Genomic DNA, 21,014 nt, shown 5'->3' with positions numbered 1-21,014 from the left:
GGCCGAACGAGTGGGTTGAATGGGCGGGTATCGGCCTGTTTATGGTGGCAGCGGTGCTGACGCTGTGGTCAATGTTCCAGTATCTCAACGCTGCGCGCGGCGATTTGCTGGAACAGTGATCGTTTCGACGTAATTTTCAGCAAACGATCTGCTGCGGTGAAAATTAACGTTGACTCAGTGCGTCAGGTAAGTAGAATGCATCGCATCGAACGGCAGCACAGCTTGCCAGACGGTAACAAAATCAAGTGATTAACTTCATCTGATTCTGCGGGAATAGCTCAGTTGGTAGAGCACGACCTTGCCAAGGTCGGGGTCGCGAGTTCGAGTCTCGTTTCCCGCTCCAAAATTTGCGCATCATCAGATGCAGTATCGCAAGATACGCACCACCCAAGCGGGAATAGCTCAGTTGGTAGAGCACGACCTTGCCAAGGTCGGGGTCGCGAGTTCGAGTCTCGTTTCCCGCTCCAGTTTAAAAACATCGGCAGTTGCGGGTGTTAGCAATATCGGCGCGTTAGCAAAGCGGTTATGTAGCGGATTGCAAATCCGTCTAGTCCGGTTCGACTCCGGAACGCGCCTCCACTTTATTTCCCGAGGCCGGATGGTGGAATCGGTAGACACAAGGGATTTAAAATCCCTCGGCGTTCGCGCTGTGTGGGTTCAAGTCCCACTCCGGCTACCATGGGAAAACAAGAATAAAATCAATGATAAGCAGTGTCGTGAAACCACCTTCGGGTGGTTTTTTTGTATTTGCGATCCTGATGTTCTATCTTCAACACACTTCCAATACGAGTACTCAGAGATGAAAACCGGACCGTTAAACGAAAGTGAACTCGAATGGCTGGACGATGTTCTGGCCCGCTATGGCAACGAGCAGGCGGTGATGGACGTCTCCGAGCTGGACGGCATGCTGACCGCCATTCTTTCTTCGCCTGTAGAGCTTGAGCCTGCGCAGTGGATGCTGGCGGTGTGGGGCGGAGCAGACTTCGTGCCGCGCTGGGCGAACGATCGTGAGCGCGATCGCTTCGTCAACCTGACCCTGCAGCACATGGACGATGTCGCCGAACGTCTCGGCGAGTACCCGGACCAGTACGAGCCGCTGTTCGGTACCCGTGAAGAGGAAGGGCAGGAGATAACCATCGTAGAAGAGTGGTGCTTTGGCTATATGCGCGGGGTGGGCCTGAGCGACTGGTCTGCGCTGCCGGAAAGCCTGCAGCCTCAGCTGGATGCCATCGCATTACACGGGCGGGAAGAGAATTTCTCACGCCTCGAAGCGCTGACGGCGGAAGAGTACATTGCCAGCGTCGATTTACTGAAGCCTGCGGCGCTCAGCCTCTGCCACTACTGGCTGGAGAACCCTCAGGCGGCTCCGGTTCAGCAGCCGGTCAAGAATGAGAATAAAACGGGACGCAACGATCCGTGCCCTTGCGGCAGCGGGAAGAAGTACAAAAGCTGTTGTCTGAAGTAAGAGAAAAAGGCCCGAAAGGGCCTTTTTTGTCTCTGCGGCGTTATTCCGGGCAGCGGTAAACGTTGCCGGTCAGGGTGACGTTGGTCTGCTCCATGCTGCCGCTGCCATCCCATGCGCTGCCGGTCTGGCCTGCTCGCTGGGTAATAATGGAGACGACATTTCCGCCCATGTTCGCCGCCTGGTTTTTCAGGTCATTACGCGCACCGGTTTCCAGGTTGCTGTTCGACGTCCATCCCCCGGTAAAAAAGTTACCCTGACCTCCGGTAATATCCCCGAGGAATTTACACTCTTTTCCAGGCTCATTGTTGGTTACGCGAACGTGGCTGGCGTTGGAATTTACGCTGGTTGCGCTACAGCCTGCCAGGGCCATCATCATTACGGCGATTGAGAACTTTTTCATAATCTCTTTTCTGTCTGGTTGAAAAAACAGCGCAAGATTACGTCAGGCAAAAATAAGCTGTACAGGAAAAGTCCTAATGGAAGGGCAGGAATGCGGGCGTGGTTCGGGCTCTGTTTAGGTATGTTGCGTTTAAACGATGAAATCTGTTTTTTATTAATACGAGTTTGTTAATCGTGCGAAAAATCGGGTGCCGGAGCACCCGATCTCTGCGTTTAACCCACAGCCGGTAAAAGACCTGCGGCAATGGCTATCTGCACCAGAATCACCGCGATACCGCAGCCAAACACCAGCCAAAGGGCCGCCGGGCCACCGGCCACGCGGTACGCCGCGTTCGGGTGCTGCTGGCGGCTCTTCATCGCCAGTAAAGACGGAATGATCAAGGCCAGCACTGCCAGCGCGACGCCCGCATAGCCAAGCGCCATCACAAAGCCACGCGGGTAGAAGAGGGCAAAGGCCAGCGGCGGCAGGAAGGTGATAGCCCCCGTTTGCAGGCGTCCGCCAGCGCTGTTTTTACGCTGGAACAGGTCGGCGAGGTAGTCAAACAGCCCCAGAGCGACGCCAAGGAACGAGGTTGCCAGTGCGAGATCGGCAAACAGATGCACTGCCAGCTCAACGTGCGGCGAAGCGACAACCTGGCGAATAGCTTGCAACAGCCCGTTCAGCCCGGCGTGATCCGCCAGCAGCGCGCTGAAGACCGGGGAGTCAATACTGCCGAGTGTGGCCAGCTGCCAGAAAATGTACGCTACCAGCGGAATAAAGCTGCCGATGACAAAAATCTTCCGCAGCTTACGCACGTCCCCGTTCATATAGCTCACAATGCTCGGCACGCTGCCGTGGAAGCCAAATGAAGTGAAAATCACCGGAATGGCGGAGAGCGCCAGTCCCTGCTGGAGCGGCAGCGTCAGCAGGTTTATCTGATGGATATGCGGCAGCAGCAGGGCAAGCATCAGAACCAGGAAAATGATTTTGGCACTGAAAAGGAAGCGGTTGAACAGATCGACGAGCGTGGTGCCCACGCATATCACACCGCCGCCAATGGCGGTAAACAGCAATACGCCTGCGGCGGGCGGCAAGTCGACGCTGAGCCAGTCGTTAAGGCTGGACGCAAGCAGTTCGCCGGCCCCGCTGACGTAGGCTGCCGTGAGCGCATACATCAGGAACAGCATGCTGAAACCCGTTACCCACTGGCCGTAGCGGCCCAGATAGCGCAGCGCCAACGAGCCCAGGCCAGTATCGGCCGGTACGTGCTGATAAACCTCAAGCAGCAGCAGCGCGGTGTAGCACATCAGTGCCCACAGGCATAGCAGCAGCGCCAGCGTGACGCCAAAGCCGACGCCCGCAGAGGCCAGCGGCATCGCCAGCATCCCTGCGCCGATAGTGGTTCCGGCGACGATTAAAATACTCCCTACGGTGCGGTTCTTCACGCTTTCCTCTGTCATTCAGGATTGAGACGGCAAATTATGCCGCGCAGGGTAGGGGAAAAGCGCAGCTGCGTCAAATCTGAAATACAGTGGGTGTAACGAGGTGTTTACGGTTCTGGCGGAGGAGGCAGAGGAGAGGTGGCAGCGTGAGCCGCTGCCACCCGGGGATTAATTTTGCGCGTCGAGGGTTGCCAGCTCTTTATCAACAAAGTAGAGGCCTTCACCGCTTTTACCGACCAGCGACAGTTTGTCGATAACGGATTTAAACAGCTTCTCTTCTTCGTGCTGTTCAGCCACATACCACTGCAGGAAATTAAAGGTTGGATAATCCTGGCTGGTCATTGCCGCGTGAGCCAGTTCATTAATTTTCTGAGTGATCAGCTGTTCATGTTCATAAGTCACACGGAACAATTCGTCGAGGCTGCTATATTCCGCGAAAGGAGAATCAATCGTATTAATACGCGGCAGGCTGCCGGTATCGGTCAGATAATCAAACAGGCGCTGCATATGCGTCATCTCTTCCTGGGCGTGGCGGCGTAAAAACGCGGCAGCCCCCTCAAAGCTGTGGTAGCTGCACCAGGCGCTCATCTGCTGATACAGCAGAGAGGAGTAGAGTTCCAGGTTCATTTGCTCATTCAGTTTGTCGATCATTTCTGTTTTCAGCATGGTGCGCTCCGTTTTATTCAGCTCAGGGGAATGATTCGGGAAGTCTAATTTGTAATTAATATATTTGCAAAAGGTAAAATAAAAAATAAATAATGTTAAATGCTAATGGGAATAAAACGCATTGCGGCTATTAAATAATAAAATGAGAATAATTCTTTTTACTGCCGATAATATTTTACCGGCAGCTAATATTACCAGTAATTGCCCACCGGCATCGGGGTCACGGCGATGCCGCGGCACTGGTATTGCAGGGTGACGCTTTCATTCATGCACAGTGAGCCGCTGGTCACGGTGCAGGTGGTCACCGGCTGGCCATAGGAGATGGCGGTGGCATAACCCATCTGTTGGCACTGCTTAGTGGCGGAGCTGTTCGCAATATAACTGTCCGTGGTGGCATTCTGTAACATGGCCTGGCCGTAGGTCAGGCGCACAATGCCGCTGGTGCTGTCGACGTCGGTGACGTCTGCCTGACGGTGAACCGTACAGGCAGAAAGCGCTAGCGCGGCGACGATGGGGATGAGTTTGTTCATGGCTCACTCTGCATAGATGTCCGATCCTCTCATCTTAGCCCCGGGCGCAACGAGCAATCCGCTGAATAGCCTGCACATTGAGCCTCAGTTCAGGTCACGGCCGCGTTCAGTCTGTCCGGCTGTCATAAATCGCCTGGAATTTGGGGTGCAGTTGGCGGAAACGATAAATAAGGTCTGGATCAAAATGACGCCCCGACCCGGCAAAAATCAGTGAACAGGCATGCTCGTGGCTATAGCCTGGTTTATAAACGCGCTTCTGGCGCAGGGCGTCATAGACATCTGCAAGGGCAAGAATGCGGGCCTCAATGGGAATTTGTTCGCCGCACAGCCCATCCGGATAGCCTGTTCCGTCCCATTTCTCATGGTGATAGTGAATGATATTTTCAGCCACCGGACCGAGGCTGAGCCCCTGAATGATGCGCCAGCCCTTGAGCGTATGGAGCTTCATTTCATCAAATTCTTCCTCCGTGAGCGGGCCCTGTTTGCGCAAAATCCGCTCCGGAACAGCAATTTTTCCCACGTCGTGGAGGGATGCGAAGTGTTCTAACTCCTGGACCTTCTTACGCGGCAGGCCCATCGACCTGGCAAGTAGCCCGCAGTAGGCTGAAACGCGCTGAACATGGCTGCCGGTTTCATCATCGTGCGCGCGATTCACTTTCTCCATGGCTTCAACGATGCTGCGGTTAACGGCCCGGTTCTGCTTCATATGCCGCCACATCAGCCACAGCAGGCAAAGGCTGAACAGCACGGTAATAAACAGCACCACGCTGATTATCATAAGGGTGTTTTTGCTTAAGTTGGGCAGCAATGAGGTTTCGGGCGGGCGCGCCATCTGGGTGCGATAGGTCGAAATGCGATGGATCTGCGTCAGCAGGGGATGCAGCGGGTGAGCGTTGTCGACCCAGGAGACAATCCGGTAGTCTGAACGGGTCAGCCCGGCCACTTTTAACACGCCACGGAACAGATCGTTGCCGCGCAGAGAGCCTTCCAGCGAGCTGAGATCCCCGAGGATATAATCAATTTTGTGCTTTTCGATGGCGCTGACCAAATCTTCAATTGAAGTGGCTGGCACCAGCGTAATGTCATTGCCAAAGCGTTGGCGCAAATAGAGCGCCGAGAAAGATCCCCGAATGACGCCGACGCGTTTGAAGCGCACTTGCTCTTCATCCCACAAAAAGGGTTGCTCAATGCGGTTGTAATAGGCGTTATGCCAGGACAGCGCCGGGCCGATGATCCCTTCCATCTGCGGCTGGTCGTGGTTTTCAATAAGATTAATCATCCGCACGGACCAGGCTTCCTGTCGCTGGCGAGCGATATAATTATCGGTATATTTTACGTCGACATTGAGATGGAGCAGGTCGCGCATATCGCTAATCATGTCCATCACCGTGCCGTGATATCCCTGCTGATCCTGCCAGAGCAATGGAGCAAAGTTTTCGTTTTTTGGCAGCCAGAGGGTGAGGCGGTTATTCTGCATCCATTTGGCTTCTTCTGGCGTTATCTGAATGCGGCTGACCAGATAGTTACGCTTGCTGCGGTTTTCCAGTGCTTTGAGTTCCCCGTTTTGCTGCCACTCGGCAATGAGGCCGTTGATATTGTCACGCATGTAGCGCAGTTCTGGACTGAATCCCATTACAGAGGGCAAACGTAAATCGGCGAAGGGCCTTGAAAGCGTGTAATAGTGCAACGTGTCATCCATCTCGGAATCGTCGTTCACATAGAAGTCCGCCTTGTGTTCGCGCAGCAGGGTAAAGGCCTCGGCGCTGCTGTCGACCAGGCTCAACTGACGGAAGTGCAGATTAGGATAGCGCGTGAGCACCTGAGCGCGGGTGGCATCGTCACGGCGGAAAATCACCCGGGTGCCGTTGAGATCTTCCGGCACCAGAGCTGTGCGGCTGAGGCTGGCGGCGAGAACTTCACTGTCGAACAGGCGGGCAGAGAGGATTTTTGTCCGCGAGCGCTCCTCTGTTCGAAGCACACCCGCGTAAAGCCCAAAACTGTCGGTGGTAAACCGCTGCCCAATCTCCTCGCCGCCGATGGGCCTGAGTTCGAGGTGATACCCGTAGCGTTTATTAATTTCCCGGATGAGTTCCGGGTAGTAGCCCTGATAGTTTCCTTTGGCGTCTCGCCAGAATTCGAAGTTGTCCGCATCGAACAGCCAGACCGGAACCGGGGCGGAATTTTGCACGGGTGCCAATGGTGCGGCTCTTAGCGAATAAGAGTGCGTCGGGAGGGTTAGCCAGAGCAAAGTGAGCAACATTGTTAGCAAGGAGCGCACAAGGAAGTTCCTGATTTTTTTATTGTGTCGTTTGATTTCAGTCTAACTAACCCTGGAGATTGCGAACAGGTAATTATCGATTTTGTGAATAATCATGCATTCTCATGATGGAAACTCAAAACTGTGAAGCGGATGGTGATTAATGAAACATTATTTCATTAAATTTGAATGTATGTTTGAGTCGCGCTAAGGTGAAGCTGTTGAGTCTGTTCCCGGCGGAGTTCTCCGCCCATTTCAGGAGAAAGAGAATGAAGATTGCACTGATGATGGAAAACAGCCAGGCCGCGAAAAACGCCGTTATCCATCGTGAGCTCAAGGCCGTAGCCGAAGAGAAAGGGTTCCCGGTCTATAACGTCGGCATGAGCGACGAGCAGGACCACCACCTGACCTATATCCACCTGGGGATCATGGCCAGTATTCTGCTCAACTCGAAAGCCGCTGATTTTGTCGTGACCGGCTGCGGTACAGGCCAGGGCGCGCTGATGTCACTGAACATTCATCCGGGCGTGGTGTGCGGCTACTGTATCGACCCGGCGGATGCGTTCCTGTTTGCCCAAATTAATAACGGCAATGCGCTTTCTCTGCCGTTCGCCAAAGGTTTTGGCTGGGGCGCAGAGCTGAACGTACGCTTTATCTTTGAAAAAGCATTCACCGGCCGCCAGGGTGAAGGCTACCCACCGGAGCGCAAAGAGCCTCAGGTGCGCAACGCGGGCATTTTGAATCAGGTGAAAGCGGCGGTGGTCAAAGAGAACTATCTCGATACCCTGCGAGCCATTGACCAGGAACTGGTGAAAACCGCAGTGTCTGGCGTGCGCTTCCAGCAGTGCTTCTTCGAAAACTGCCAGGACAAAGAGATCGAAGCCTATGTCCGTGAGGTTTTAGCCTAAAACGGCTTTCCGGCGGCGTGCTGCCGCCGGACCCCTTATTTGGTTCGCTTCGACACCGAACTGCCTGCATCCCTCGTCAGCTGTAACGTATCGATCATCCCCGCCAGGCAAACCAGAGCAATGAACACAAACGCCAGCCGGAAGCTGATGCCCGGCACAGTGGTCAAATCCAGCCAGCTGCTGAGCTTTTCCCCGAGCCGAATGCCAATCGCCCCGAGCGTGATCCCAAGCCCGACGGCCAGCTGCGTGGCTGTGCTGAACAGCGTATTGGCATAGCTCATCTGCGGTGAAGGCACATCGGCAAACGCCAGTGTGCTGACCCCGGTGAACTGCACCGAACGGAAAACCCCGCCGAGATACAGAATCAGCAGCGTTATCCACAGCGGCGTGTGGGGGGTGAGGAATGCGCAGGCCAGCAGAGCCAGCACGTTGAGCGTGCCGTTAATCAACAGCAATTTTCTAAAACCCAGCCAGCGGATAAGCGGCGTGGTGGCAGGTTTGATCGTCAGGTTGCCGACAAATACCGCCAGCACCAGTAAGCCGGCATGAAACGGATCCATCCCGAAACCCACCTGGAACAGCAGTGGCAGCAGGAAGGGCACCGCACTGATGGAGGCACGGAACAGCGACCCGCCGTACATCGTGACCCGAAAAGTCGGCACCAGTAACGCATCAAGGCGAATCATCGGCCATTCCACGCGGCGGAAATGGCGCAGGGCAAACCAGAAGGTGGCCGCGCCGACTGCGAGCAGCACCAGCGGCAATACGCTGCGGGCATCTTCCGCACCGAAAGCTTCCATCGCATAAACCAGGCTTATCATCGCAATCGCCGTGGCGACGAAGCCCGGCAGGTCGAACGGGCGACGCTGCTCTTCGCGAATGTCGGGAATGATACGCAGCGCCAGCAGCATGGCGATAATCCCGAGCGGCACGTTAATAAAGAAGATCCAGCGCCAGCTGGCGAAGCTTGTGATAAAGCCGCCGAGCGGCGGGCCGATAATCGGGGCGACGAGCGCGGGCCAGGTGAGGGTGGCAATCGCCGTAATGAGCTGGTGCTTCGGGGTCGTTCGCAGCACGGCCAGACGCCCGACGGGCACCATAAGAGCGCCGCCCACGCCCTGTAGCACGCGCATTGCAACGAAGCTGTCGACGCTGGTCGCCAGCCCGCAAAAGACCGATGCAAGGGTAAAAATGAACAGCGCGAGGGTAAAGACCTTGCGGGCACCGAAGCGGTCGGCAATCCAGCCGCTGGCGGGGATCAGCACCGCCAGCGTAATGAGATATGCACTGATGCCCACGTTCAGGGCAACTGCTTCAACGCCAAAGCTTTGGGCCATATCCGGCAGCGCGGTAGCGATCACCGTGCCGTCGAGAAACTCCATAAAAAAGGCTCCGGCAACCAGCAGAGCGGCGGGCGACAGGCCACGGCTCTCCGCTGCGGAGGAATTGTCACTCATCATAAAACGCCATTTCGGGATTTTTATTCACTTTACGCGTATTGCGGAACGAACCGCAACGACGGATTGGTGGGATTTTTGTTATTAGGTGCTGGCAAACCGGGTTACTATGGCGCTCTGAAAAACAGGAGTAAATTATGTCTCAGAACCTGACTGCCAATGATGAGCTGGTGTCCGACGTTGTCGCCTGCCAGCTGGTCATCAAACAAATTCTCGACGTTATTGACGTTATCGCCCCGGTTGAAGTCCGCGATAAAATGGCCAACCAGCTGCGCGCGATAGATTTCAGCGCCGCCGGCGCCGACCCGGTCACCCAGCGGGCCATTCAGAAAGCCATCGCGCTGATTGAACTGAAGTTCACCCCACAGGAAAGCAGCACACATTAATGAATACGGCGCCACGGCGCCGTTTTCGTTTCTGTTGCCCGGTAAGCCGCAGCGGCCACCCGGGCGACAGATATTTAATACAACGCCTCCACCAGCAGATAACTCGCCACGCAGGCGCAGCTCACCGCAATCAGCCCAGGCAGAATAAAACTGTGGTTGATTATGAATTTGCCGATGCGCGTCGTACCGGAGCGGTCGAAACCAATACAGGCCAGATCGCTTGGGTAGGTGGGCAGAACAAAGTAGCCATAGGCCGCCGGGAAGAAAGCGATCAGCATCTTGGGCTCCACGCCAAGCATCAGCCCCATCGGGGCTACGGCGGTCAGCGCGGCGGCCTGGCTGTTCACCAGTTTCGACACTAAAAAGAGCACAATGGCGTAGGTCCACGGATGGTTCTGCACCACACCCTCCAGCGCCATTTTCAGCTCCGGCAGGTGCGACTGAAAGAACGTATCGCTCATCCACGCCACGCCGAATACCGAGAAAATCGCCACCATGCCCGCTTTAAACACCGCGCCGTTGGAAATGGCTGCCGCATTCACTTTACACACCATCAGCATCACTGCCCCGGCAATCAGCATCATCATCTGAATGACCAGGTTCATGGAGAGCGGGGTCAGCTTGCCTTTCACTTCAAAAGTAGGGCGCAGATCCGGCAGCGCGCCGAGCAGGACGACCACCACAATCCCGGCAAAGAAGATCCACGTTGACCAGTAAGCCTCCCTGTTGAAACGCTGATCGAGCAGCGTTTCCGTGCTGCCGTAGATAAACTCGCGCTGCTTCGGATCCTTAATTTTTTCCTGAAAATCAGGATCATAGGCCAGGTCTTTACCGCGTCGCAGGCTCCAGAGCGCGGCGATAGCGACGCCAAACAGTGAAGCAGGCACCGAGACGGCAAGAATTTCGAGGATGCTCCACGCATGGCCGATGCCGTGCTGGGCACCCAGGATCGACACCAGGGATACCACCGCGACCGACACCGGTGACGCAGTGATAGCCATCTGTGATGCCACCGATGCCACCGCCATTGGCCGCTCCGGGCGAATGCCTTTTTTCAGCGCGATGTCAGCGATAATGGGAAACATGGTGTAGACAACATGCCCGGTGCCGCAGAGGAACGTCAGCATCCAGGTGGTGAAGGGCGCCAGCAGAGTAATGTGTTGGGGATGCTTACGCAGTAATTTCTCGGCGCACTGCATCATCACGTTCAGGCCGCCTGCCGTTTGCAGCGTGGCCGCACAGCCAATCACCGCCAGAATGGTCAGCATCACATCGACCGGCGGTTTTCCGGGCTGCAATCCGAAGACAAAAGTCAGAATAAACAGGCCAATACCGCTGATAAGCCCGAGGCCCATTCCGCCAAAGCGGGTACCGACCAGCAGGCATACAATAATGACCGCAAATTCTAAAGTAATCATGACTCACCTTTCTCATCCATAAAGAAAGGCTAAATCATTACATTTTGTAATGATACTGAATGAGAGGGAGATCGGATTTACAAACAGCTGTAAAAACAGTCTGTTGTGTACATTTTGTTAACAATTTCTGTGGTGGTGTGGGCGGACCGGACCGCCCGGAAAAGGTCAGTGCAGCTGGTGATTAACGACGTTCATCAGGTGCTGATCGGTCTGATAGATACACAGGCCCGCTTTGTCTGCACTGCGTACTTCTTCAAGAATAGCCTGCAGTAAAACGCCACCCTGATGCTCCTCTTTTTCCAGCGAGGTCAGAAAACGCAGGGTGTTGTCATCCTGCATGGCCTTGGCTTCTAGTGCCAGGGCACTCAGGGTACTGCGGCGCTGATGATGCTCTTTCAGCGTTTTAATAAACAGCTCTTCCAGCGTAGAGAAGCGATCGCTCAGCGGTTTGGCCTCTTTGACCACCGGATAGGCCCCCGCTTTACGCATATAGTCAAACACCCGCATCATTTGGGTGACGCTGGACTGAGCCTGAGAACGCAGAAACGTTGCCGTGCCGGTCAGTTTCTGCTCGCTGCACCATTCGCTGAGGCGAAGATATAAGTTAGAGGCGCAAAACTCCATATTCATCTGCACATTGAGTTTTTGAACCATTCCCGGAACTGTCATAACAATATCCTTATTTCCTGAAGTCACGAAACCTGCCGACAATCGCAGAACTCATACTTTTACCGTGAATCAACCTGACGATAATCAGCGCTAATCTCTTAGGATGGCGTCTGAAAGTTTGGTGTTCAGACTTTTCCCAGAATACGCCCAGGAAATTTATAATAAAATGCCTGAGGGTTGTTATTTACGCTTCGTTACATGATTCTGTCTTTGGCGCGATAATGCCGCATGATAACGCTGATAAAACAAGGGTTGTCAGCATGATGAGTAATATGAATAGAGTAATTTGATATTTTATAATTCTGCGATCGACCTGGCATTTCTCCAGTTTTATGAATGCAATAGTATTATTTTTTTAGTGCTGGAACAGTATTGCTCATAGCATGACCGTCGAAAGAGATTGTTTCAGATCATTATTTATGGGAAGCGTGAAATACTGGCAGAAGCCAAAATTGATATTAAGGAGATTTGCGTGAAGAAAGTTGCCGTGCTGCTCGCACCAGGATTTGAGGAAGGTGAAGCTATCGTCACCATTGATATTCTGCGCAGGCTGAATATTGAGGTTGAAGTGCTCTCTTGTGCTGCCACGCGTGGCGTGACCAGCTACCACGATATTCCCCTGGTGGCCGACAGCACCCTCGTTGAACGCAGCTGTGAGCTCTACGATGCCGTGGTACTGCCCGGCGGGCCGCAGGGTAGCGTCAACCTGGCGGCGAATCCGCAGGTTCTGGATTTTGTCGCCACGCACGATGCGGCAGGCAGGCTTATCTGCCCAATTTGCTCTGCGGCGGCACGGGTTCTCGGAGGAAATGGTCTGCTGAAAGGGCGAAAGTATGTCTGTTCCGGCGATCTCTGGCAGGCTGTTCAGGACGGCGTCTATATCGATGCGCCCGTCGTTGAAGATGGCAATCTGATCAGCGGCAAAGGTCTTGGACACGTCTTTGATTTTGCCTTTACCGTCGCCGCCCGATTACTTGGCGATGAAGTGCCCGTTCGTGAACACGCGGAGCATATTTATTACCGCTGGTAAGTCAGGGATCTTCTGACTGCTGATATAGACTATTCTGCTAATCCCAGGGTGAATTGTCAGACAATTCACCCTTTATTTATGTCATTTTTCGCTGAATTTATGCACGTGATTACTGTAATTCTGCGGTGTGATGGCGCTCTCCTATGGATAATCAATTTCCCGCTATTAATGGTTCAGCGTCAATGCGCTTCCAGACGAAGCCGCTAATGCATTGTTTTACTGCTGAATAAAAAATGCTGTTCCGATATTCCCTACGAAAAAGAACATTAAAGCTGGAGTTAACCATGCACAAATTCACTAAAGCGCTGGCGGCCATTGGCCTGGCAGCGGTTATGTCACAATCAGCTGTCGCCGAAACGATGAAGCTCGGTTTTCTGGTCAAGCAGCCGGAGGAGCCCTGGTTCCAGACGGAATGGCGTTTCGCGGATAAGGCCGGGAAAGATTTAGGGTTTGATGTGATTAAAATTGCCGTGCCCGACGGTGAAAAAACGCTGAATGCCATCGACAGCCTGGCGGCTAACGGTGCAAAAGGGTTTGTCATTTGTACTCCTGACCCAAAACTGGGGCCGGCCATTATGGCTAAGGCTCGCAGCTATGACATGAAGGTCATTACCGTCGACGATCAGTTCGTCAATGCCAAGGGCAAACCGATGGACCAGGTTCCGCTGGTCATGATGGCGGCCAGCGAAATTGGCGCGCGTCAGGGGGATGAACTTTATAAAGAGATGCAAAAACGCGGCTGGGACGTGAAGGACACCGGGGTAATGGCGATCACCGCCGATGAGCTCGATACCGCGCGCCGCCGCACCACCGGTTCAATGGACGCGCTGAAAAAAGCCGGCTTCCCGGAAGCGCAAATCTACAAAGTGCCGACAAAATCCAACGATATCCCAGGCGCGTTTGATGCCGGTAACTCCCTGTTGGTGCAGCACCCTGGCGTGAAGCACTGGCTGGTGCTGGGCATGAATGACAACACCGTACTCGGCGGCGTGCGTGCCACCGAAGGACAGGGGTTTAAAGCTGCTGACGTGATCGGTATCGGCATTAACGGTGTGGATGCGGTGAACGAACTCTCCAAAGCGCAGGCTACTGGTTTCTACGGCTCCCTGCTGCCGAGCCCGGACGTGCATGGCTATAAAACCAGCGAAATGCTCTACAACTGGGTACAGAAAGACGCCGAGCCGCCGAAATTCACCGCGGTTACCGACGTGGTGCTGATCACCCGCGACAACTTTAAAGCTGAGCTGGCGAAGAAAGGGCTGTAAGGCCTGCCGTAGTCGCCCCCGGTTTTCATGCCGGGGGCAGAAAAGAAGGTGGAGTGCATATGCAACAGTCACAGCCTTATCTCTCATTTCGCGGCATCAGTAAAAGCTTCCCGGGCGTGAAGGCCCTCAGCGACATCAGCTTCGACTGCCATGCCGGGCAGGTTCACGCGCTGATGGGGGAGAACGGTGCCGGAAAATCGACGCTGCTGAAAATCCTCAGTGGCAACTACGCGCCCAACGGCGGGACGCTGGTGCTGAAAGGGCAGGAGGTCAGCTTCGCCGATACCACCGCTGCGCTGAACGCCGGGGTGGCCATCATCTATCAGGAACTGCATCTGGTGCCTGAAATGACGGTGGCGGAAAACATCTACCTCGGACAGATGCCGCATAAAGGTGGGATCGTCAATCGCTCGCTCCTCAATTACGAGGCGGGCCTTCAGCTGCAACATCTTGGGCTGGATATCGATCCAGGCACGCCACTGAAATACCTCTCCATCGGCCAGTGGCAGATGGTGGAAATTGCCAAAGCGCTGGCGCGCAACGCCAAAGTGATTGCTTTTGACGAACCGACCAGTTCGCTTTCAGCACGTGAAATCGACAACCTGTTTCGCGTCATCCGTGAACTGCGCAACGAAGGGCGCGTGATTATTTACGTGTCGCACCGCATGGAGGAGATTTTCGCCCTCAGTGATGCCATTACCGTCTTCAAGGACGGGCGCTACGTCCGCACGTTTGATGACATGGCGCAGGTGAATAATGATCAGCTGGTGCAGGCGATGGTAGGGCGCGAAATCGGCGACGTGTACGGCTGGCAGCCGCGCGAATATGGCGCAGAGCGGCTTCGCCTGGAGAACGTGAAGGCGCCGGGTGTCCGCCAGCCCATCAGCCTGTCGGTAAAAAGCGGTGAGATCGTCGGCCTGTTTGGCCTGGTCGGGGCCGGAAGAAGCGAATTAATGAAGGGGCTGTTTGGCGGGACCCGCATCACCGCCGGGCAGGTGAGCATAGAGGGTCAGCCGGTTGATATCCGCAAGCCCTCACACGCAATCCGCGCCGGGATGATGCTCTGTCCGGAAGACCGCAAAGCAGATGGGATCATCCCGGTACATTCGGTCCGCGACAATATCAACATCAGCGCGCGGCGAAAACATATCCGGGCCGGGTGTCTTATCAATAAGACCTGGGAAGCGGATAACGCGGCACACCATATTCAGTCCCTGAATATCAAAACCCCGGGGGCGGAACAGTTGATTATGAATCTCTCTGGCGGTAACCAGCAGAAGGCTATTCTTGGCCGCTGGCTGTCGGAGGATATGAAGGTGATCCTGCTCGACGAACCGACGCGCGGCATTGACGTTGGCGCGAAGCATGAAATCTATAACGTGATTTATGCGCTGGCGGCGTCCGGCGTGGCGGTGCTGTTCGCCTCCAGCGACCTACCGGAAGTGCTCGGCGTCGCGGACCGAATCATCGTCATGCGCGAAGGTGAAATCGCCGGAGAACTGCTGCACGAAAGCGCCAATGAACAGCAGGCGCTAAGCCTGGCGATGCCTAAAACCACTCAGGCTGTGGCCTGACGAGGAGTAAATGATGTCTTCAGTGACCACATCCGGCCCGCGCCGGAATACGTTTAGCGCCGGGCGCATTTGGGATCAGTACGGCATGCTGGTGGTGTTCGCCGTGTTGTTCCTAGCCTGTGCGATTTTTGTGCCGAACTTTGCCAGTTTCGTCAACATGAAAGGGCTGGGGCTCGCCATTTCGATGTCCGGCATGGTGGCGTGCGGCATGCTGTTTTGCCTGGCGTCAGGGGATTTTGACCTCTCCGTTGCCTCGGTAATTGCCTGCGCCGGGGTGACAACGGCGGTCGTCATCAACCTGTCCGAAAGCCTGTGGCTCGGCGTGTTCGCCGGGCTGCTGCTGGGGGCGCTGAGCGGCTTCGTCAACGGTTTCGTGATTGCGCGTCTGAAAATTAATGCGCTGATCACCACGCTTGCCACCATGCAAATCGTGCGTGGGCTGGCGTATATCATTTCCGATGGTAAAGCCGTGGGTATTGAGGATGAGCGTTTCTTCACGCTCGGCTATGCCAACTGGCTGGGGCTGCCTGCGCCCATTTGGCTCACGGTCGCCTGCCTGATTGTTTTTGGCCTGCTGCTCAACAAAACTACCTTTGGGCGCAATACGTTGGCTATCGGTGGGAACGAAGAGGCAGCGCGTCTGGCGGGCGTCCCGGTGGTGCGCACGAAAATTATTATCTTCGTCCTTTCCGGATTAGTCTCAGCGGCGGCGGGGATCATCCTGGCCTCGCGTATGACCAGCGGCCAGCCAATGACCTCGATGGGCTATGAGCTGATTGTGATTTCGGCCTGCGTGCTGGGCGGCGTATCGCTCAAAGGCGGGATTGGCAAGATTTCGTACGTGGTGGCGGGGATCCTGATCCTGGGAACCGTGGAAAATGCCATGAACCTGCTGAACATTTCGCCGTTCTCGCAGTATGTGGTGCGTGGCCTGATTTTGCTGGCGGCGGTGATTTTCGACCGCTACAAGCAGAAAGCGAAGCGTACGGTCTGATTTGATACCAACTTTTAAGTGTAATCCTAACCTTGCGCCAGGGGCTAATCCCCCTGGCGTTTTCATTCGAAAATGGCGAGGCCGGTCACACTGTCTATACTTAATCTGCTAACGTTTAATTAACATTTAATCGAAAACAGCAGTACTGAGGAGGTAGACAGGGTGACAGACCCGTTAACCGCTCCGCCGGTTTTGCGCGGAAACTTCGCATTTTTCTTCGACCTGGACGGTACGCTGGCGGAGATCAAGCCGCATCCCGATCAGGTTACGCTCCCCGAGCCCGTCCGCATCACGCTATACCAACTGGCGCAGCAGCAGGATGGGGCGCTGGCCTTGATCTCAGGGCGCTCAATGAGCGAACTTGACGCGCTTGCCGCACCGTACCACTTCCCGCTGGCGGGCGTGCACGGGGCTGAACGCCGTGATATCAGGGATCAGCTTCACCGGGTAACGCTGCCTGAGGCGCAAGCCGCGGCGCTATATCAGTGGCTAAGCGATCGGATGGCACCGCTTGCAGGCAGCGAGGTGGAAAACAAAGGGATGGCCTTTGCGCTGCACTACCGCCTGGCACCGCAGCATCAGCAGGCTATCGAGAAGCTGGCGCAGGAAGCCGTTTCCCGCTTTCCGGGCCTTGCGTTGCAGCCGGGGAAATGCGTGGTAGAGATTAAGCCTGAAGGCATCAGCAAAGGGGCTGCCGTGGCGGCCTTTATGCAGGAAGCGCCGTTCCAGGGCCGCCAGCCGGTGTTTGTCGGCGACGACCTTACGGACGAGGCCGGATTTGAAGCGGTGAATGCCGCAGGCGGGATTTCGGTGAAGGTCGGGCAGGGGGAAACACAGGCGCACTGGCGTCTGGCAAACGTGGCGGACACCCATCAGTGGCTGTTTCAGATCGCACAACTTCACGCGCTAACTGACAGGAGAGAAAGCTATGAGTCGCCTGATCGTGGTATCTAATCGTATTGCCCCGCCGGATGATAAAAAGTCCAGTGCCGGTGGGCTGGCGGTAGGGATTCTCGGCGCGTTAAAGGCCGCGGGCGGGCTGTGGTTTGGCTGGAGCGGAGAAACCGGGAACGAAGATCAGCCGTTAAAGAAAGTGACGCGCGGTGACATTACCTGGGCCTCTTTCAACCTAAATGAGCAGGATCATGACCTGTACTACAACCAGTTTTCCAACGCCGTACTCTGGCCTGCGTTCCACTATCGTCTGGACCTGGTGAACTTTCAGCGTGAGGCATGGGAGGGCTATCTGCGTGTCAATGCGATCCTTGCCGACAAGCTGCTGCCGTTAATTAAAGAAGATGACGTGCTGTGGATCCACGATTACCACCTGCTGCCGTTTGCCAGCGAGCTGCGCAAGCGTGGCGTGGATAACCGCATCGGTTTCTTCCTGCACATTCCTTTTCCAACGCCGGAGGTCTTCAACGCGCTGCCAACCCACGCCGAACTGCTGGAGCAAATGAGTGACTACGACCTGCTTGGATTCCAGACTGAGAACGACCGTCAGGCGTTCCTGGAGGGGGTTTCTGGCCAGACGAGGCTCACCAGCCGGGGCAGCAAAACCCACAGCGCCTGGAGCCACACCTTCAGCACTGAAGTCTATCCGATAGGCATCGATCCGAAGGAGATTGCCCGTCAGGCGCAGGGGCCGCTGCCGCCGAAGCTGGCGCAGCTCAAGGCTGAACTGAAGAGCGTACAGAATATCTTTTCGGTCGAGCGTCTGGACTATTCCAAAGGGCTGCCGGAGCGTTTTCAGGCCTATGAGACGCTGCTGGAGAAGTATCCGCAGCATCATGGGCATATTCGCTATACCCAGATTGCACCGACGTCGCGTGGGGATGTGCAGGCCTATCAGGAGATCCGTCATCAGCTTGAAACCGCCGCCGGGCGCATCAACGGCCAGTACGGTCAGCTTGGCTGGACGCCGCTTTACTACCTGAATCAGCACTTCGATCGCAAGCTGCTGATGAAGGTCTATCGCTACTCGGACGTGGGCCTGGTAACACCGTTGCGGGACGGGATGAATCTGGTCGCTAAAGAGTATGTGGCAGCACAAGATCCTGCCAATCCAGGCGTACTGGTTCTGTCGCAGTTTGCCGGGGCTGCCAACGAATTAACTTCGGCGCTGATCGTAAATCCTTACGATCGTGATGACGTGGCTGCGGCGCTCGACAGGGCGCTGAACATGCCGCTGACGGAGAGAATCTCCCGACATGCCGAGATGATGGAGGTGATTAAGCACAATGACATCAATCACTGGCAGGAGCGATTTACTCACGACCTAAAGCAGATTGCGCCGAGAACGGCGGAAAGTAACTTACAGAGCAAAATCGCGGCTTTTCCTAAACTCGCGTGATAAATGATTATTGCCCGGTGGAATTGGCCGGGCGATATTTATTCGTTCTCCAGCGACACCAGCAGCACATCCACACCGCTGTTTACTGCGACGGATTTGGCGCTGCACGTCGCCCGGGCAAAGAAGGTTTTGTTGTGATTTCCGCAGATGACCAAATCCACCTGCTGCTTCAGGCAAAAATCCTTAATGTGTTCGCTTAGCTCTCCACAGGCGATGGTCGCGTTGGCTATCGGGTAGTCGGCTCTCGCTTTCAGCTCATCAAGAAACTGGCGGGTTTCCTCCTGCATCAGTTCTCGTAAGTTTTCCAGCATCGGGGCAGCGAACTGGTTATACATTTCAGGATCGGCAGAGGAGGTCATCAGGCTGATGCGAGCGTTGACGGGTCTGGCGATGGACACCGCTTTGCTGACGAGTTGGTGACTTTCCGGTGTCGGTGCAACGGCAACTAACAGATGCGAGTACGTCATGGTGCCTCCTTAAAACGTGGCGATAAAACGCCCATTCATTCCTGTTACTCTTTTTTCTGGGTATCTGCAAGAGGGGGCGGCAGCCTGTACTGTGAGCTTTATCGAATATTCATTAATTATTCTTATATTAAGAATATCTCGTTTGCGCCGGTTTCATTGATTTTTTACGCACTTATCCTAAATCTGACAGATAAATAATAAACAGTTAACCAATTTCTTAATAAGATTAACAAAATGATAATAATTTCAACCTGTGATTATCAGGAATAAATAAAGATATAACTTACTGTTTTATATGATGATGATCACACTATCGCCCCGCCTATTTTCTGAGCTATTTGACTGGGGAGGGCAAGTCATTCTTATCTGCTGAAAAATAAAGCAACAGAACATGTTTTGCTTGGTTATTCACCTTAAAGGAATAGTCAAAATGTGGGATTGACCTTTTTTTACACAAATGACAATGGTAATTGATGGATTTGGTGATAAGAAACGGTCATTTTGTGTGATCTGCATCACATAATTTTCAAATTTAATGTAAGGCCACGTTGTATGTGCCATTACTGACGAGTAGAGTTGCGTCGAATTAGGAAAAATCTTAGTCAATTGTAAGAAATATTTAAAATGGCGGGCTTACCCTGTTTTAGCAGGGATCGGCCATGCAGTGCGCAGGGATCCAGCGCCTAAGTCAACTATGCATTTTGGCCTTTTCTTTTTTTACCGGGTCTTTTTACCCGGCGACATCACGGGGTGCGGCCTTGCCGCATAAAATAATGGTTGGTTATTCGGGATGGGAAAAATGCATACATCCGAGTTGCTAAAGCATATCTATGACATTAATTTGTCGTATTTATTACTTGCACAGCGTTTGATTAGTCAGGATAAAGCCTCTGCCATGTTCCGTCTCGGAATCAACGAAGAGATGGCCACCACGCTTGGGGAACTGACGCTTCCACAAATGGTTAAATTAGCGGAAACCAATCAACTGGTCTGTCAGTTCCGCTTTGATAGCCATCAAACCATCACCCGACTCACACAAGAGTCGCGAGTCGATGATCTGCAGCAAATTCATACCGGTATTCTGCTCTCTACACGCTTACTGAAGGAAGCCAGCCTCGCAGACGGCTCTGCACGGAAGAAAAGGGCCTGATCATGAGCGAAAAAAGCATTGTTCAGGAAGCCCGTGACATACAGCTGGCAATGGAACTGATTACGCTTGGCGCGCGTCTGCAGATGCTCGAAAGCGAAACCCAGCTGAGTCGTGGTCGCCTCATTAAGCTTTACAAAGAGCTGCGCGGAAGCCCGCCGCCGAAAGGCATGCTGCCGTTTTCTACCGACTGGTTTATGACCTGGGAACAGAACATTCACTCCTCCATGTTCTGTAATGCCTGGCAGTACCTGTTGAAAACCGGCCTGTGCAACGGCGTTGATGCGGTGATAAGAGCCTATCGTCTCTATCTCGAACAGTGTCCACAGCAGGAAGATGGGCCGATTTTAGCCCTGACCCGCGCCTGGACTCTGGTGCGTTTTGTTGAGAGCGGCATGCTTGAACTCAGCGGCTGCAACAGCTGCGGCGGCAATTTTATCACCCATGCTCACCAGCCCGTTGGGAGCTTTGTGTGTAGTCTCTGCCAGCCGCCATCGCGAGCAGTAAAAAGACGTAAACTTTCCGGCGAAGGTGCCGATATATCTCCACAACTGCTGGATGAACAGATAGAGCAAGCTGTTTAACCGAAAATCAGGTGTGGCAAAAC

General features: G+C 54.4%; 20 protein-coding genes, 4 tRNA genes and 1 pseudogene. 16 read left to right on the top strand and 9 right to left on the bottom strand.

What is annotated here, in order from left to right; all coding sequences use genetic code 11:
- The 6 genes and pseudogenes from CRO87_RS15780 to CRO87_RS15755 all read left to right on the top strand — a co-directional run.
- Positions 1–119: pseudogene (locus tag CRO87_RS15780) on the top strand (CDP-diacylglycerol--glycerol-3-phosphate 3-phosphatidyltransferase); the annotation flags it as partial.
- 148 nt (positions 120–267) lie between these two features.
- Positions 268–343: transfer RNA gene (locus CRO87_RS15775), tRNA-Gly, on the top strand.
- Positions 344–391: 48 nt separating this feature from the next.
- Positions 392–467, top strand: a tRNA-Gly gene (locus CRO87_RS15770).
- A gap of 38 nt (positions 468–505) precedes the next feature.
- Positions 506–579 (top strand) — tRNA-Cys (locus CRO87_RS15765).
- A 13-nt stretch (positions 580–592) separates the two neighbouring features.
- A tRNA-Leu gene (locus tag CRO87_RS15760) sits at positions 593–679 on the top strand.
- Between the two features lie 120 nt (positions 680–799).
- The gene (locus CRO87_RS15755) at positions 800–1,465 is read left to right on the top strand and encodes a YecA family protein (protein ID WP_097163890.1); all 666 of its coding nucleotides are present in this window, start codon (positions 800–802) and stop codon (positions 1,463–1,465) included.
- Between the two features lie 40 nt (positions 1,466–1,505).
- On the opposite strand, the gene CRO87_RS15750 is transcribed toward CRO87_RS15755, so the two are convergent.
- The 5 genes from CRO87_RS15750 to CRO87_RS15730 form a co-directional block, all read right to left on the bottom strand.
- The gene (locus CRO87_RS15750; RefSeq protein ID WP_097163889.1) at positions 1,506–1,865 is read right to left on the bottom strand and encodes a DUF4156 domain-containing protein; all 360 of its coding nucleotides are present in this window, start codon (positions 1,863–1,865) and stop codon (positions 1,506–1,508) included.
- 212 nt (positions 1,866–2,077) lie between these two features.
- The gene (tyrP, locus tag CRO87_RS15745) at positions 2,078–3,289 is read right to left on the bottom strand and encodes a tyrosine transporter TyrP (RefSeq protein WP_097163888.1); all 1,212 of its coding nucleotides are present in this window, start codon (positions 3,287–3,289) and stop codon (positions 2,078–2,080) included.
- Positions 3,290–3,454: 165 nt separating this feature from the next.
- On the bottom strand, positions 3,455–3,952 hold the full coding sequence (ftnA, locus tag CRO87_RS15740; protein ID WP_097163887.1) for a non-heme ferritin: 498 nt from the start codon (positions 3,950–3,952) through the stop codon (positions 3,455–3,457).
- A gap of 191 nt (positions 3,953–4,143) precedes the next feature.
- Positions 4,144–4,482, bottom strand: coding sequence for a YecR family lipoprotein (gene yecR, locus CRO87_RS15735; RefSeq protein WP_097163886.1), 339 nt, complete (start codon positions 4,480–4,482; stop codon positions 4,144–4,146).
- A 106-nt stretch (positions 4,483–4,588) separates the two neighbouring features.
- Positions 4,589–6,670 carry an HD domain-containing phosphohydrolase gene (locus CRO87_RS15730; RefSeq protein WP_255252513.1) on the bottom strand — a complete coding sequence of 694 codons (2,082 nt, stop codon included), beginning with the start codon at positions 6,668–6,670 and terminating at the stop codon, positions 4,589–4,591.
- A 338-nt stretch (positions 6,671–7,008) separates the two neighbouring features.
- Between CRO87_RS15730 and CRO87_RS15725 the strand changes: the two genes are divergently transcribed.
- Entirely contained in the window at positions 7,009–7,647 is a 639-nt protein-coding gene (locus tag CRO87_RS15725) for an RpiB/LacA/LacB family sugar-phosphate isomerase (protein WP_097163884.1), read from the top strand.
- Between the two features lie 35 nt (positions 7,648–7,682).
- On the opposite strand, the gene CRO87_RS15720 is transcribed toward CRO87_RS15725, so the two are convergent.
- On the bottom strand, positions 7,683–9,104 hold the full coding sequence (locus CRO87_RS15720) for an MFS transporter (RefSeq protein ID WP_097163883.1): 1,422 nt from the start codon (positions 9,102–9,104) through the stop codon (positions 7,683–7,685).
- Between the two features lie 137 nt (positions 9,105–9,241).
- On the opposite strand from CRO87_RS15720, the gene CRO87_RS15715 reads away from it, so the two are divergent.
- On the top strand, positions 9,242–9,490 hold the full coding sequence (locus CRO87_RS15715; protein ID WP_097163882.1) for a DUF2766 family protein: 249 nt from the start codon (positions 9,242–9,244) through the stop codon (positions 9,488–9,490).
- A 74-nt stretch (positions 9,491–9,564) separates the two neighbouring features.
- Here CRO87_RS15715 and CRO87_RS15710 read toward each other — a convergent pair whose 3' ends face one another.
- Both CRO87_RS15710 and CRO87_RS15705 read right to left on the bottom strand, forming a co-directional pair.
- Positions 9,565–10,908 carry an anaerobic C4-dicarboxylate transporter gene (locus tag CRO87_RS15710; protein ID WP_097163881.1) on the bottom strand — a complete coding sequence of 448 codons (1,344 nt, stop codon included), beginning with the start codon at positions 10,906–10,908 and terminating at the stop codon, positions 9,565–9,567.
- Positions 10,909–11,073: 165 nt separating this feature from the next.
- Positions 11,074–11,577, bottom strand: coding sequence for a non-heme ferritin-like protein (locus CRO87_RS15705; RefSeq protein WP_097163880.1), 504 nt, complete (start codon positions 11,575–11,577; stop codon positions 11,074–11,076).
- A 472-nt stretch (positions 11,578–12,049) separates the two neighbouring features.
- Here CRO87_RS15705 and CRO87_RS15700 point away from each other — a divergent pair, with 472 nt between their 5' ends.
- The 6 genes from CRO87_RS15700 (at position 12,050) to otsA (ending at position 18,793) form a co-directional block, all read left to right on the top strand.
- Complete coding sequence (locus CRO87_RS15700) at positions 12,050–12,607, top strand: DJ-1/PfpI family protein (RefSeq protein WP_097163894.1); 558 nt, start codon at positions 12,050–12,052, stop codon at positions 12,605–12,607.
- Between the two features lie 284 nt (positions 12,608–12,891).
- Positions 12,892–13,872, top strand: coding sequence for an arabinose ABC transporter substrate-binding protein (locus tag CRO87_RS15695; protein WP_097163879.1), 981 nt, complete (start codon positions 12,892–12,894; stop codon positions 13,870–13,872).
- Between the two features lie 59 nt (positions 13,873–13,931).
- The gene (gene araG / locus CRO87_RS15690; RefSeq protein WP_097163878.1) at positions 13,932–15,446 is read left to right on the top strand and encodes an L-arabinose ABC transporter ATP-binding protein AraG; all 1,515 of its coding nucleotides are present in this window, start codon (positions 13,932–13,934) and stop codon (positions 15,444–15,446) included.
- A 13-nt stretch (positions 15,447–15,459) separates the two neighbouring features.
- Positions 15,460–16,440, top strand: coding sequence for an L-arabinose ABC transporter permease AraH (gene araH, locus CRO87_RS15685; protein WP_097163877.1), 981 nt, complete (start codon positions 15,460–15,462; stop codon positions 16,438–16,440).
- A gap of 162 nt (positions 16,441–16,602) precedes the next feature.
- Positions 16,603–17,394 (top strand): trehalose-phosphatase, encoded by a 792-nt coding sequence (gene otsB, locus CRO87_RS15680; RefSeq protein WP_097163876.1) that lies wholly within the window; start codon positions 16,603–16,605, stop codon positions 17,392–17,394.
- Positions 17,369–18,793, top strand: coding sequence for an alpha,alpha-trehalose-phosphate synthase (gene otsA, locus CRO87_RS15675; RefSeq protein ID WP_097163875.1), 1,425 nt, complete (start codon positions 17,369–17,371; stop codon positions 18,791–18,793). Before otsB ends, otsA begins: the two co-directional genes overlap by 26 nt.
- A 38-nt stretch (positions 18,794–18,831) precedes the next feature.
- Here the strand turns inward: otsA and uspC are convergent, their stop codons facing one another.
- Positions 18,832–19,260 carry a universal stress protein UspC gene (gene uspC / locus CRO87_RS15670; protein WP_097163874.1) on the bottom strand — a complete coding sequence of 143 codons (429 nt, stop codon included), beginning with the start codon at positions 19,258–19,260 and terminating at the stop codon, positions 18,832–18,834.
- Positions 19,261–20,059: 799 nt separating this feature from the next.
- On the opposite strand from uspC, the gene flhD reads away from it, so the two are divergent.
- On the top strand, positions 20,060–20,410 hold the full coding sequence (gene flhD / locus CRO87_RS15665) for a flagellar transcriptional regulator FlhD (protein WP_217992672.1): 351 nt from the start codon (positions 20,060–20,062) through the stop codon (positions 20,408–20,410).
- Positions 20,407–20,991 carry a flagellar transcriptional regulator FlhC gene (gene flhC / locus CRO87_RS15660; protein ID WP_176504323.1) on the top strand — a complete coding sequence of 195 codons (585 nt, stop codon included), beginning with the start codon at positions 20,407–20,409 and terminating at the stop codon, positions 20,989–20,991. The genes flhD and flhC overlap by 4 nt, the downstream gene beginning before the upstream one ends.
- Positions 20,992–21,014: the final 23 nt, after the last annotated feature.

The sequence above is a fragment of the Enterobacter sp. CC120223-11 genome (assembly GCF_900215375.1).
Lineage (GTDB): Bacteria > Pseudomonadota > Gammaproteobacteria > Enterobacterales > Enterobacteriaceae > Scandinavium.
Note: the sequence above shows the minus strand (reverse complement) of the source record. Positions and strands in the feature narration are given on the sequence as shown.

What these genes read in the sequence shown, in the direction of transcription:
- CRO87_RS15755 (WP_097163890.1), top strand. Translation starts at nt 800, where the DNA reads ATGAAAACCGGACCGTTAAACGAAAGTGAACTCGAATGGCTGGACGAT.
- CRO87_RS15750 (WP_097163889.1), bottom strand. Translation starts at nt 1,865, where the DNA reads ATGAAAAAGTTCTCAATCGCCGTAATGATGATGGCCCTGGCAGGCTGT.
- ftnA (WP_097163887.1), bottom strand. Translation starts at nt 3,952, where the DNA reads ATGCTGAAAACAGAAATGATCGACAAACTGAATGAGCAAATGAACCTG.
- yecR (WP_097163886.1), bottom strand. Translation starts at nt 4,482, where the DNA reads ATGAACAAACTCATCCCCATCGTCGCCGCGCTAGCGCTTTCTGCCTGT.
- CRO87_RS15725 (WP_097163884.1), top strand. Translation starts at nt 7,009, where the DNA reads ATGAAGATTGCACTGATGATGGAAAACAGCCAGGCCGCGAAAAACGCC.
- CRO87_RS15720 (WP_097163883.1), bottom strand. Translation starts at nt 9,104, where the DNA reads ATGAGTGACAATTCCTCCGCAGCGGAGAGCCGTGGCCTGTCGCCCGCC.
- CRO87_RS15715 (WP_097163882.1), top strand. Translation starts at nt 9,242, where the DNA reads ATGTCTCAGAACCTGACTGCCAATGATGAGCTGGTGTCCGACGTTGTC.
- CRO87_RS15710 (WP_097163881.1), bottom strand. Translation starts at nt 10,908, where the DNA reads ATGATTACTTTAGAATTTGCGGTCATTATTGTATGCCTGCTGGTCGGT.
- CRO87_RS15705 (WP_097163880.1), bottom strand. Translation starts at nt 11,577, where the DNA reads ATGACAGTTCCGGGAATGGTTCAAAAACTCAATGTGCAGATGAATATG.
- CRO87_RS15695 (WP_097163879.1), top strand. Translation starts at nt 12,892, where the DNA reads ATGCACAAATTCACTAAAGCGCTGGCGGCCATTGGCCTGGCAGCGGTT.
- araG (WP_097163878.1), top strand. Translation starts at nt 13,932, where the DNA reads ATGCAACAGTCACAGCCTTATCTCTCATTTCGCGGCATCAGTAAAAGC.
- araH (WP_097163877.1), top strand. Translation starts at nt 15,460, where the DNA reads ATGTCTTCAGTGACCACATCCGGCCCGCGCCGGAATACGTTTAGCGCC.
- otsA (WP_097163875.1), top strand. Translation starts at nt 17,369, where the DNA reads ATGAGTCGCCTGATCGTGGTATCTAATCGTATTGCCCCGCCGGATGAT.
- uspC (WP_097163874.1), bottom strand. Translation starts at nt 19,260, where the DNA reads ATGACGTACTCGCATCTGTTAGTTGCCGTTGCACCGACACCGGAAAGT.
- flhD (WP_217992672.1), top strand. Translation starts at nt 20,060, where the DNA reads ATGCATACATCCGAGTTGCTAAAGCATATCTATGACATTAATTTGTCG.